This window comes from Rhizobium nepotum 39/7 (assembly GCF_000949865.1).
GTDB lineage: Bacteria > Pseudomonadota > Alphaproteobacteria > Rhizobiales > Rhizobiaceae > Agrobacterium > Agrobacterium nepotum.
Genome location: NZ_JWJH01000013.1, coordinates 108,835 through 120,442 on the forward strand (window position 1 = coordinate 108,835; position 11,608 = coordinate 120,442).

The following is an 11,608-nucleotide window of genomic DNA, read 5'->3' on the forward strand; positions in this document are numbered from 1 at the left end:
TTAACAGGCGACAAGGTGGCCGGGCGAAACCTCGCGATACTCACGCGGTTTCACGACATAATCGACCGCGCGGATCGGACTTTTCAGCTCGTCATTTGCCGCACCGCGCCGGGTGTTGCGGCGGTCCGGGTCCGGCACTGGCACGGCGGCCATCAGCTTGCGCGTATAGTCATGCTGCGGATTGTCGAACACCGCCGCGCGCGGGCCGATCTCAACGATTTCGCCGAGATACATCACCGCCACCCGGTGGCTGACGCGTTCCACCACCGCCATATCATGACTGATGAACAGGAAGGCGAGATCGAGGCTTTGCTGTAAATCCAGCATCAGGTTGATGACCTGCGCCTTGATCGAAACGTCGAGCGCCGAAACGCTCTCATCGGCGACGATCACCTTCGGGCGGAGCGCAAGCGCGCGGGCGATACAAATGCGCTGGCGCTGGCCGCCAGAAAATTCATGCGGGTAACGCGCCGCCATGTCGGGTGCCAGACCAACCTTCTCCAGCATGTCGGCAACCACATCCTTCGCTTCACGGGCGCTTCCCATGCGATGTTCCAGAAAGGGTTCGGCAATCGCCGCACCCACCGTGATACGCGGATTGAGCGAGGCATAGGGGTCCTGAAAGATCATCTGCACCGTTCTGCGCATTTCGCGCATGCCGGATTTGTCGAGAGCGAGAATATTTTCACCATTGACCATCACCGAACCTGCATCCGGCTCGATCAGCCGCATGATGGCACGCCCGGTGGTCGATTTGCCGCAACCGCTTTCGCCCACCAATGACAATGTTTCACCAGCCCTGAGATCGAAGGAAACATTCTCCACCGCATGCACGCGGCCACTGAGCCGTCCTAAAAGGCCAGAGTGAATGTCGAAGCGCTTGGTCAGCCCTTCGACCTTAAGCACCGGCTGGGCGCTCGCGTCGACGGTATCGCCCGGGCGCGCCGGCTGCTGCGTTTCGCCTGTGGTGGTATCGACGATGGGAAACCGGAGCGGTCTTTCCTCGCCCGTCATCGAACCCAGAACCGGAACGGCGGACAAAAGCGCGCGGGTATAAGGATGCTTGCCGCGATGGAAGATATCGGCTGTCGCACCGACTTCCACCTGCTCGCCGCGATACATGACGACGGTGCGGTCGGCGATTTCCGCCACCACGCCCATATCATGGGTGATGAACAGGACGGAGGTGCCTTCCTCCTCCTGAAGCGTCTTGATGAGGTCAAGAATCTGGCCCTGAATAGTCACATCGAGCGCGGTCGTCGGCTCGTCGGCGATCAGTAGCTTCGGCCGGGACGCAAGCGCCATCGCAATCATTACCCGCTGGCGCATGCCGCCGGAAAAACGATGCGGATATTCATCGAAACGCGATGCGGCGGACGGTATGCGGACCTTTTCGAGGAGGCGAACCGTCTCCGCCCTTGCCTCGGTTTTCGACATCGGCTGGTGGCACAGCAAGGCTTCGGAAATCTGGTCGCCGATTGTGAACAGCGGGTTGAGGCTGGTCATCGGCTCCTGAAAGATCATGGCAACCTCGTTGCCCCTCACCCGCCGCATGGCATCTTCGGAGAGGGACAGCAGGTTGCGCCCACCCAGCAGGATTTCGCCCTCTACCCTGCTGCTTTCCCGATCCAGCAGCCGCATGATGGAAAGCGACGTGACGCTTTTGCCCGAGCCGCTTTCGCCGACGATCGCGACCGTCTCGCCCGGCCCGACATCGAAGGAAACATCGCGAACCACGGGTTTCCAGCCGCCATCCACATGAAAGGATGTCGTGAGATTGCGGACGGAAAGCACGGCGTCTTCGGCACCAAGGGGTGTTGCCTGCGGCATGGTCATGATCGTTCCCTTTATTTGTTCTCGTAACTATTCGGGCGCGGCGTCGCGGCTCGGTTCTTCTCCCCGCCGGGGAGAAGCCGCCGGGGAGAAGAAACAGGCGGCAGCCGCTCGTTAACTCAATCCGGCCAGCGCAGCATGCCGTCGAAGCGATGGCGGCTGCGGTCATCGAACGGCGTTGCGATCACCTCGTTGGAGGCGCGCGCCTTGTTCAGTTCCTCCGCCAGACGGGAAGCCACGATGGTTTCCTGGCCCGGATGCAGGTTGCATGGGTCGAGATAGAAATAACGGTGCTCCACCTCATGATCGCGGGTAATGATCGGAGGATTTCCTTTCGCCAGCGCCGTCGTCAGGTCCCATGCCGTAATATGCGCTTGCTCGGCATCGATGATGACGCGCAGCCGGTCGAGCGGGTTATTAGTCGGGTCCGGCTCGATCAGCGCCGTGACGCCGGGGCGTCCATCCAGCGTTTCCTTCCAGAGATGGAGATAGCCGGTTTCACGCTCACGTATGCCGGCATGGTCGCGTTTTTCCCAGGCTTCCAGCGCCGCCATGACGCCGTAGATGCTTTCCTTGCCGACCTTCATGCCGCGGCCGATGCCCATATTCTGCAGGAAGGCATAGCGGACCAGCTCCTTCTTGCCGGCCACGATGCCGGAGGTGGGGCCGCCGAGGAACTTGTGGCCGGAATAGAGCACCACATCCGCGCCCGTGGCCAGAAACAGCTCCAGATCATATTCGGAAGCCGCATCCACGATAACCGGCACGCCCTTGGCGTGGGCGATCTCGACAAATTCGGAAAGATGCAGCAGACCGTAATCAACCACATGGTGGGAGACGACATAAACCGCCGCCGCCGTCTTTTCGGTGATGGCGTTTTCCATGTGATAGCGATGGGTGGATGTCGCCTGCCCGATCAACACCACCTTGCCGCCGCCGAGCCGGATGGCCTGATCCACTGGCGCGCCGTAGCTCACCACATGTCCCATCTGCACCAGCACCTCGTTCTTTTCCGGTGCGGTATCAGGCAGCTTTTCGATGGCCAGAAGATTGTTGCCGGTAATGGCCCCCGCAACCGCAAGGCTGATGCCGGAAGAACATGACGCCGTGACGAAACCGGCCTCGCCGCCCGTCAGCCTTGCGATGATTGCGCTCGCCTTGCGTTGCAGATCGTTGATCTCGACGAATTGCGGCAGGATCGCCGCCATGGCCTCAACCGCTTCCGGAACGACGATGGAAGCACCGAGCGACGTCATGGTGCCCGAGACGTTGATGACCGGGCGAAGGCCGATCCTGCTTCTGATATCCTCGGTCATGTCTTTCTCCTGTCTTTGCGATGCGATGGGCATCGACATGTATGCCATAATAATGTAATAACTTCTCAAGATTCATGAGGAGCCGGAAATTGGACGCCCATAAACTGGACGAATTGTCTTCACCCGCCCTGTCCCCGACCGAGGAAAACCCGGACGCCAAGGCGGCCAAGCGCTCGCGCGTCAGCGGCATTGACCGCACCCTTCAGGTCATTGATTATCTTTACGAAACCGGATCGCCAGCCGGCGCTTACGCCATTGCCAAGGCAATCAAGGCGCCGCTTTCCACCGTCTATGTGATCGTCGAAGATCTCGTCGAAAAGAACATGCTGGCGCGCAATGCCGACGGCAATATCTGGCTCGGCGCGCGGCTTTATCACTATGGTCTTGCCTATGCCCGCTCGCTGGATTTCATGGGTGTCGCCACCCACGAAATGCACGATCTCTGCCGCCATGCGGGTGAAACCGTGCAGCTTTGCGGCCGCGATGGCGACCATATGCTGGTGCTGGCAATGGCGGATGGCCCAAGTCATTTTCAGGTTGCGTCGCGCGTCGGCACTCGCGTTCCACTGAACTGGACGGCGTCCGGCCGCCTGCTCGTCGGGCATCTGCCGGAGCAGGAACGCGTCGAACTGTTCAGACGATGCGCCCGCACGTCGCCCACCGGCCGCGCGGAAATCAACCCGGAAGCCCTTTCGCAATCGGCAGGAGCGGCGTTCCGTGACCGGCTGTCGATACAGGTCGCTGAGTCCGACTATGCCGTCGCCTGCATCGCCTCGCCGATCTGCGACCGCAGCGGTGAATGCGTGGCGACGATTTCCATCGTTCTGCCGGAACAGAAGGTGCTGGCGAACGAGAACCACTATACCGAACAGGTCAGGGTTTCGGCCGAGAGGATCGAGAAGCTTATGGGCTGGCGCAACCATTGAACGGCCTCAATCCCTAAGCGCGATGATCGCTTCAATCTCAACGGTGATGTTGCCCGGCAGCGAGCCGAACCCCACGGCGGAGCGGGCGTGCTGCCCGGCATCGCCGAACACATCGATGAAGAGATCCGAACAGCCGTTGATGACGCTTGGATGATCGCGGAAATCGCTGACGGCATTGACCATGCCGAGCAGCTTGACCACCTTCTTCACCCGCGACAAATCCCCCAGCGCCTCATGCATGACGGCAAGAAGATTGATGCCGGTGAGGCGCGCATGCTGGTACGCTTCATCCAGCCCGATTTCCGCGCCGACCTTGCCGGCGTAAAGGTGTCCGTTCTTCTCCCTCGGGCCCTGGCCCGAAAGATAAAGCATATTGCCTTCCACAACATGCGTGACGAAATTGGCGATCGGCGGCGGCGGTGGCGGCAGCGAGATGCCGAGCGCGGCAAGCCGGTCGTAGGGCGAATGACGCCCATCTGCCTCAAGCGAAGACTGTTTCACGCGAATTCCTCATAATGCCGGGACGGGTATCCCATAATCTCTGCGGAAGGCGGAGAGCATCCCTCCCCGCCGTTCCAGTCGGGTCAGCGCCAGGAATAGCCATGGCTGTGGCGCACCAGCTTGCGCGCCCTTGGAATGTAACGGCTGGCGGCAATGGCTTCGGCGCCGATCACCGCATAACGCGGCTCGAACAGGCGCTTGAGACGCGAAACATCGCCGTTGGAATCGGTCGCCTCCAGATCGGCATCCACCAGATCGAAAACCGTGAAATCGGCACGGGTACCGACATCGAGGCGGTTTTCCATGTCGAGGCGGATGACGGAGGCCGGATTGCGGGTGACCGCCTCAACGACTTTTTCGAAAGGCATCTCTACCGACAGCAGCTTCGACATGGTCGTCGCCAGGTCCCAGACCGGGAAATTCATCGAATGGCTGTGCAGATCCGTAGAAATCGAGAATGGCAGCAGGCCGCGTGCAATCGCCGCTTCCGCCACCTTGAAAGAGAAGGATGCGCCGCCATGGCCGATATCCAGCCGGATGCCTTCCCCCGCGCAGCGTTCAGCAAGGTTGAACAGGTCCTCGTCTTCCATGATGCTGGAGCCTGACTTGCCGTTGAAGCAATGGGTCACGACATCGCCGGGGCCGAGAATTTCCAGCACCTCGTCGTAAAGTGCCGGCGGTTCGCCGACATGCACCATCATCGGCACTTTCAGAATTTTTGCGATCTTCTTGCCGAGTTTGACCGGCGTGACACCCCAGGAGCCGGTGATGACATGGCTCGCCCGCACCTTGATGCCGACGATATGCTCGCTGTTTTCAGCGTAACATTCGAGGATGCGATCGAGATCGATATCCTTGATATCGCGCAGTTCGGGCACCCGGTTGCAGGCGACAAGCCCGATGGAGCCGAGATTGAGGAAGGCCTTGATGCGTTCCTTCGAGGGTTCGATGATATATTCGCGGAAACCGTGGAAGTTCGCCTCGCCTGCAGAACCAGCATCCACCAACGTCGTCACACCGCGCTCTGCCCCGCATTCGGAGGGACGGATGGAGATATCGGTGCCGCCATGCCAGATATGCACATGCAGATCGACCCAGCCGGGCGAGATGAACGCGCCTTTGGCATCGATGCGCAGCGCATCCGTCGGCGCTTCAAGAGCAGGTCCAACCGCCGCGATCTTGCCGTCGCCGCCGATCAGAATATCGGTCGCACCCTCAGGCGCGCCCTTTCCGAAACCAACGGGCTTTACATTGGAGAGAAGAATGGGAGCTTGAAGAGGCGTTTTTGCCTTTTCACCGGATATCATCTTACAAATCCCTTCGCAGTCTTGGGTCGAGCATGTCCCGCAGCCCGTCGCCGACCATTTGCAGCGACAGCACGGAAAGAATAATGGCAAAGCCGGGGAAGTAGGTCATCCAGTCCGCCTGGCCGATATATTGGCGGCCGGCGGAGATCATTGTTCCCCAGGTTGGAATTTCGGGGCTGACACCAAGCCCCAGAAACGAAAGACCGGCCTCGGCCAGCATGGCGCTGGCAAAGAGGAAGGTGCATTGCACGAGGATCGGCGAGATCAGGTTGCGCAGCACATGCCGGGTCATGATGTGGAAGGTGGAGATGCCGAGCGCTTTTGCCGCCTCCACATAGGGCAATTCGCGGATGACCAGCGTCGAGGCGCGCACGATGCGGGCGAGACGCGGCGAATAAACCACTGAAAGCGCGATAATCACCGTCGTCAGTGACGGCCCGAGTGCGGCAACCAGCGCGATGGCCAGCAGAATATCCGGAAACGCCATCATGGCATCGATCAGCCGGGCGATAGGCGTATCCAGCTTCTGGAAAAAGCCGGCGAGCAGCCCGAGCGTGATGCCGATGACGGACGACAGAACAACAACGGCCGCGCCAACAAGAAGTGAAAGTCTTCCGGCGTAAATGGTGCGGGAAAACACGTCGCGACCGAACTCATCAGTACCGAACCAGTAGAGTTCGCTCGGCGGTTTCAGACGGTTCACGATCGACAGTTTCGACGGCGAATAGGGCGCGATCATCGGTGCAAAAACGGCGAGCAGCACGAAGACGAGCAGCACGATGAGGCCGGCGGCAACCGTCTTGCGCTTCAGCAGACGCCGAATAAACAGGATCGTCGGGTTGCGCGCCGGCTGGGCGGTGGAGGTGATATCGGCCATCAGTAACGAACCCTCGGATCGACCAGCAGATAAAGCATGTCGATGGCAAAATTGATGAGCACGTAAAGCCCGGCGATGACGAGAAGCGCGCCCTGAATGACGGGATAATCGCGCCTGAGCACGGCCGACACGACGAGATTGCCGACGCCCGGCAGGCCGAAAACGGTTTCCGTGACAACGGCACCGGAGATCAGCACGGCGGCGGTGAGACCAAGCACGGTAAGGATGGGGATGAGCGCGTTCTTTAGCGCATGTTTCATTACCACCCGCCGCTCCTTGACGCCTTTGGCTCTGGCGGTGCGGACATAGTCGTCGCCGAGAACATCCAGCATCGAGGCACGGGTGAAGCGCAGAATGAGGGCTGAAGAGACGAGGCCAAGCGCGATTGCCGGCAAGGTCAGGTGATACATGCGCTCGAGGAAGCTTGCGCCCGGACCGCCATATCCCGACACCGGGAACATATCGAGCCGGACGGCGAAGAACTGCATGAGGATGAGGCCGAGCCAGAAGCTCGGAATGCTCGCCGCCAGCATCGCAATGGTGGTCGCGGCCTGATCCACGAAGGAGCCGCGCCGGTAAGCGGCATAGATACCGATGGGAAGCGCGATGGCACTGGCGATCAGCAGCGAAAAGATCGTCAGGAAGAAGGTCGGTTCCGCCCGATCCAGAAGTGCTGCGCCAACCGGCATGTTGAGAAAGATCGACTGGCCGAGATCACCGCGCAGCAATTGGCCGATATAATAGACATATTGTACGCCGAGCGACTGATCGAGCCCGAGCCGGGTGCGCAGCTCCGCAATGTCCTGCGCCGAGGCATCCGGCCCCAGCATTACAGCGGCAGGGTCCCCGGGTGTGACGCGCAGGATGACGAAGACGATGGTGACGACGAGGAACATCACCACGATCATTCCCGCAAGTCTCTGGAAAATATACCGTATCACGTATGTATGCTCCGAAGCGCGTGATGGGCCGCTATCAGGCGACGGTTGAACAGAGTTGTTTAAAAGCCGACCGCTCACTTCCGTCATGCCGGTCCCCGGGTCAGGCCCGAGGATGATCCGGCATCCAGCCACCGCGCGTCTGCGTGGTGAAAGGGTCCCTTGCGATCAAAGACTTGATCGCAAGGGACCCCGGACCCAGTCCGGGGTGACGGCGTGCGAAGCCGGTCTTACTTCGTGACCGAGGCGTTCCAGAAATAGGGCCAGGGAGCCGGATCGACGCCATCAAGCTTGTTGGACTTGGCTGCCACGGCGTTGAAGTCACCGATCTTGATGAGCGGCAGCTCGGCATAGATCGTCTTCTGCACATTAGCCCAGAGCGCGATGCGCTTGTCCGGATCTGCCTCGGAGGTAAAGGCGTCAACCGCCGCCTTGCGCGCCGGCGTATCCCACCAGCCGGGTGAACTGGCGGAGAGTGCGCCGATCAATGCCGGCTCCGGCAGGAAGGGGCTATGGCTGATGTAGATATCCCAGAGCTTCGGGTCGGCACGGCGCTGCGTCAGCGTCGCCCAATCGACCACCTGCATGTCCACCTTGAAACCGGCAAGTTTCAGATATTCCGCAGCAACCTGCGCCATCTTGTAATGGAACTCGTATTGGCGGCTGGTGAGGATGCGCAATGGCTCGCCATTGTAACCGGCCGCCTTCAGCTTTTCGGCAGCGGCTTCCGGATTGCCGATATTATAATTGCCCTCGACGCCCTCTTCCGTATGCCAGGAGAAATTGTCGGGATAATAGGCGCCATCGAGCGCGTAGAAATCCGTGCTGCCGAAAGCGGCCGCCAGCATGTCTTCCATATTGAGCGCTTCAGTGATCGCCTTGCGAACTTCGAGCTTGGATGACAACCCTTCCTTGGTGTTGAACACGAAGACAGGATAACCGAAGGGCTTCAGCATCATCGGCTGCGAGGCCGAGGAAGACTTCACCTTGTCGAAGGATTCGACCGGGATGGAATCGACATAATCATACTGGCCGGAAATAGCGGCCTCCACGCGGGTATTCGGATCAGGAACCGGAACGAAACGGATTTCATCGAGATATTGATGCCGCGCACCGCCATAGCCGTCGCTTTCTCCACCGCGGGACTTGTAGCCGTCGAAGCGAGCGAGTTGGATATATTGGTCCGCCTTGCGTTCCTTCAGCATATAGGGGCCGGTGCCGACAAATTCGGCCATCGGCTCCGCCTGCTTTTCAGCGGGCAAAATGATGGCTGCAGAATTGTTGAAAGCGAGCAGCGAGGTCAGCGGCGCATAGGGTTGCTTGAGGGTGATCGTCACCGTTGCGGCATCCGGCGCGGAGATATTGTCGATGAAACCGGCGGCCTGCTTGCCACGCGAGGCGATTTTCATCCAGCGGCCGAGCGAGGCGACGACATCTTCCGAGGTCATGTCGCTGCCGTCATGAAACTTGATGCCCTGCCGCAGCTTGATCGCATAGGTTTTGCCGTCCGCACTGATCTCGGGCAGGCTTTCCGCCAGAAGCGGCGTTACCTTCCAACCCTTGTCGAAGGTGTAGAGCGTTTCGAAAATATGCTGCGTGACGATGCCGACGAGATCGGCGGTGGAGGCCATCGGATCGAGCGTCGGCGGTTCGCCGATCGTGGCGACATTGATGACGCCACCTTTTTCCTGAGCCATCATCACACCCGGCGCAAGCAGCAAAGCAGCGGTGGCGAGAAATGCAAGTCTCCGTCTCATTTTAAGCTCCCAGCTCATAGTTTCAATTGCATTGTTCCATTATTATGTTATATGAAACTTTATAAGAGAATACCTCGATAAGACGCCTTGTCAATGACAATGCGATGCGATGACGGCTTCCGGCATCGGGGAGATGAATCGATGGATCGCGCCCATCTGCGGAAACGCGCCGATATCGTGAATTTCGCTCTGGCGGAGCAGGCTTGATGGAAAGCAAGTAAAAATGATGTATTCCTGTCAGGCGCGCTACGCTCTGGCAGCTTGTCACCGCAGACAAAATAATATTTCAGAACAATCGATTAGCGTTATTTCGGCTAAAATATGGAAGAAACCGCGCAAGCGTGACAAAACTGCACTAGCGCAATGCAGCAATCAAAGAGATTATGAGACCTGATTGAATATTGATGAGCAATAATACTGACACCGTCCGGGAACGTGAATATTGCGCTTGATACGGATTTTCCGGCGTCATAAAGCAATGAGTGAACTTGAAGCATTGCCTGAAATTAGGTATAGGCCTGATGCAGGTATAGGCCTGATGCAGGTATAAATATTTCGGGACGCGATTCTGCTGAACGGATGTAATTCCGGTTGATGTTTCATTTACCGGCGTCATTTATGAAGTTCTTATTTTTATAAACTTATACGATGTCCGATTGTTTCTTTTTTCGGACGATATTTATTTTGAGGACCAAATGCGTTTATTGAATGTTTCGATTCTGCTTGCCTCCGCAGCACTGGCAGGTTGCACGGTTACTGCGGCCTCCGGTCCCGATGCAGCATCAATCGAATCCAACGCTTCGGTGAAATTCGGTTCCAAGGACAAGCATAAATCCGCAGGTGTCGACTACGCCCTCATCGACATAAACAGTTCCGTCCTGAACTTTGTCGACGATACCACCGCATCCACGCTGCTCGGCAGTTTCGGCGGCGGCAAGGGTGGCGTTCCGGCGCTGCCGATGGGTGTCGGCGATGTGGTGCAGGTCGCCATTTTCGAAAGCCAGGCCGGTGGCCTGTTCATTCCAAACGACGCGGGCAGCCGCCCCGGCAACTTCATCAGCCTGCCGAACCAGACGGTGGACCGGGAAGGCAATATCAGCGTTCCCTATGCCGGCAAGATCCGCGCGACCGGCCGCAATGTCGAGGACGTGCAGAGCGAAATCGAGGAGCGCCTGGCCAACCGCGCCATCGAACCGCAGGTCCTCATTACCAAGATTTCCAGCCGCTCCGCACAGGCATCCGTGCTTGGCGACGTCAAGGAGCCGACAAAGGTCCAGCTTTCGGAAGCCGGCGATCGCGTTCTCGACGTCATCTCCTATGCTAAGGGCCTCAGTGCTCCGAATATCGAATCCTATGTCACGCTGATCCGTCGCGGAAAGACCGCGCGCATCAACTACAATCACCTTGTCAGCACGCCCTCCGAGAATATCTACGTGGTTCCGGGCGACACGGTCATGGTGGAGCGTGAGCGTCGCACCTACCTCGCCTTCGGCGCCTCCGGTCTCAACGGTCGTTTCGAGTTCGAGGACGCCGCTCTCAAGCTCTCGGATGCGCTCGGCAAGGCAGGCGGATTGCTCGATTCCCGCGCGGACCCCGCTCAGGTCTACATCTATCGTACCGTCAAACGCGATCTTCTCGTGAAGCTCGGCATCGACACGTCCAAATTCCCGGGGCAGGAAGTTCCCGTCATTTTCCGCGCCAACCTGCGCGATCCGTCGACCTTCTTCGCCACCACGAAATTCCCGATGCAGGATCGCGATATCATCTACGTCACCAACTCGCAGGCCACCGAGCTCTACAAGTTCCTGGATCTCGTCGGCTCCGTTCCCGCAACGGCGGGCAACGTCTCCGACGATGTGCTTGCGACACGCAACGCCATCCGGGCCTTCTGACCCTCGGCATCTCGCCGCTCACACCAAAGCCGCCCCGGAAACGAGGCGGCTTTTCTTTTGGCCGGGAACAGGCGTGTGCAACCTCGATCACCGCCCGCCAAGCCCCCGGCGACAAGCACTTGCCGAAGACCGCCAGGTCCCTGTTTCGCAATGCAGCATGGAGGCGAACATTGTCGTCGCCATTACAAAAGATTAAGGTGATTTCGCAGCGCATTGGGTGTCTTGTGGGGAAAAGCTGCTCCCAAGGCTTACCGCACATGT

At 59.0% G+C, this 11,608-nt stretch carries 9 protein-coding genes; 2 read left to right on the top strand and 7 right to left on the bottom strand.

Features of this window, described 5'->3' with window-relative positions; translation table 11 throughout:
- Together RS75_RS15310 and RS75_RS15315 are read right to left on the bottom strand one after the other, a co-directional pair.
- Positions 1–1,836, bottom strand: coding sequence for an ABC transporter ATP-binding protein (locus tag RS75_RS15310; RefSeq protein WP_045021894.1), 1,836 nt, complete (start codon positions 1,834–1,836; stop codon positions 1–3).
- A 116-nt stretch (positions 1,837–1,952) separates the two neighbouring features.
- A complete protein-coding gene (locus RS75_RS15315) occupies positions 1,953–3,149 on the bottom strand; it encodes an aminotransferase class V-fold PLP-dependent enzyme (protein ID WP_045021923.1) in 1,197 nt (398 codons plus the stop codon).
- Positions 3,150–3,238: 89 nt separating this feature from the next.
- Here RS75_RS15315 and RS75_RS15320 point away from each other — a divergent pair, with 89 nt between their 5' ends.
- Positions 3,239–4,075 (top strand): IclR family transcriptional regulator, encoded by an 837-nt coding sequence (locus RS75_RS15320; protein ID WP_045021895.1) that lies wholly within the window; start codon positions 3,239–3,241, stop codon positions 4,073–4,075.
- Between the two features lie 6 nt (positions 4,076–4,081).
- Here the strand turns inward: RS75_RS15320 and RS75_RS15325 are convergent, their stop codons facing one another.
- The 5 genes from RS75_RS15325 to RS75_RS15345 form a co-directional block, all read right to left on the bottom strand.
- Entirely contained in the window at positions 4,082–4,576 is a 495-nt protein-coding gene (locus RS75_RS15325; protein ID WP_045021896.1) for a RidA family protein, read from the bottom strand.
- A gap of 83 nt (positions 4,577–4,659) precedes the next feature.
- Positions 4,660–5,883 (bottom strand): amidohydrolase/deacetylase family metallohydrolase, encoded by a 1,224-nt coding sequence (locus RS75_RS15330; RefSeq protein WP_045021897.1) that lies wholly within the window; start codon positions 5,881–5,883, stop codon positions 4,660–4,662.
- A 1-nt stretch (position 5,884) separates the two neighbouring features.
- Positions 5,885–6,760 carry an ABC transporter permease gene (locus RS75_RS15335; RefSeq protein ID WP_045021898.1) on the bottom strand — a complete coding sequence of 292 codons (876 nt, stop codon included), beginning with the start codon at positions 6,758–6,760 and terminating at the stop codon, positions 5,885–5,887.
- Entirely contained in the window at positions 6,760–7,701 is a 942-nt protein-coding gene (locus tag RS75_RS15340; RefSeq protein WP_045021899.1) for an ABC transporter permease, read from the bottom strand. Before RS75_RS15340 ends, RS75_RS15335 begins: the two co-directional genes overlap by 1 nt.
- A gap of 227 nt (positions 7,702–7,928) precedes the next feature.
- The gene (locus RS75_RS15345; protein ID WP_045021900.1) at positions 7,929–9,455 is read right to left on the bottom strand and encodes an ABC transporter substrate-binding protein; all 1,527 of its coding nucleotides are present in this window, start codon (positions 9,453–9,455) and stop codon (positions 7,929–7,931) included.
- 695 nt (positions 9,456–10,150) lie between these two features.
- On the opposite strand from RS75_RS15345, the gene RS75_RS15350 reads away from it, so the two are divergent.
- The gene (locus RS75_RS15350; RefSeq protein WP_045021924.1) at positions 10,151–11,347 is read left to right on the top strand and encodes a polysaccharide biosynthesis/export family protein; all 1,197 of its coding nucleotides are present in this window, start codon (positions 10,151–10,153) and stop codon (positions 11,345–11,347) included.
- Positions 11,348–11,608 lie beyond the last annotated feature (261 nt).

Excerpts from the sequence above, each read along its gene's own strand:
- RS75_RS15345 (WP_045021900.1), bottom strand. The coding sequence starts at position 9,455 with ATGAGACGGAGACTTGCATTTCTCGCCACCGCTGCTTTGCTGCTTGCG.
- RS75_RS15335 (WP_045021898.1), bottom strand. The coding sequence starts at position 6,760 with ATGGCCGATATCACCTCCACCGCCCAGCCGGCGCGCAACCCGACGATC.
- RS75_RS15350 (WP_045021924.1), top strand. The coding sequence starts at position 10,151 with ATGCGTTTATTGAATGTTTCGATTCTGCTTGCCTCCGCAGCACTGGCA.
- RS75_RS15315 (WP_045021923.1), bottom strand. The coding sequence starts at position 3,149 with ATGACCGAGGATATCAGAAGCAGGATCGGCCTTCGCCCGGTCATCAAC.
- RS75_RS15330 (WP_045021897.1), bottom strand. The coding sequence starts at position 5,883 with ATGATATCCGGTGAAAAGGCAAAAACGCCTCTTCAAGCTCCCATTCTT.
- RS75_RS15310 (WP_045021894.1), bottom strand. The coding sequence starts at position 1,836 with ATGACCATGCCGCAGGCAACACCCCTTGGTGCCGAAGACGCCGTGCTT.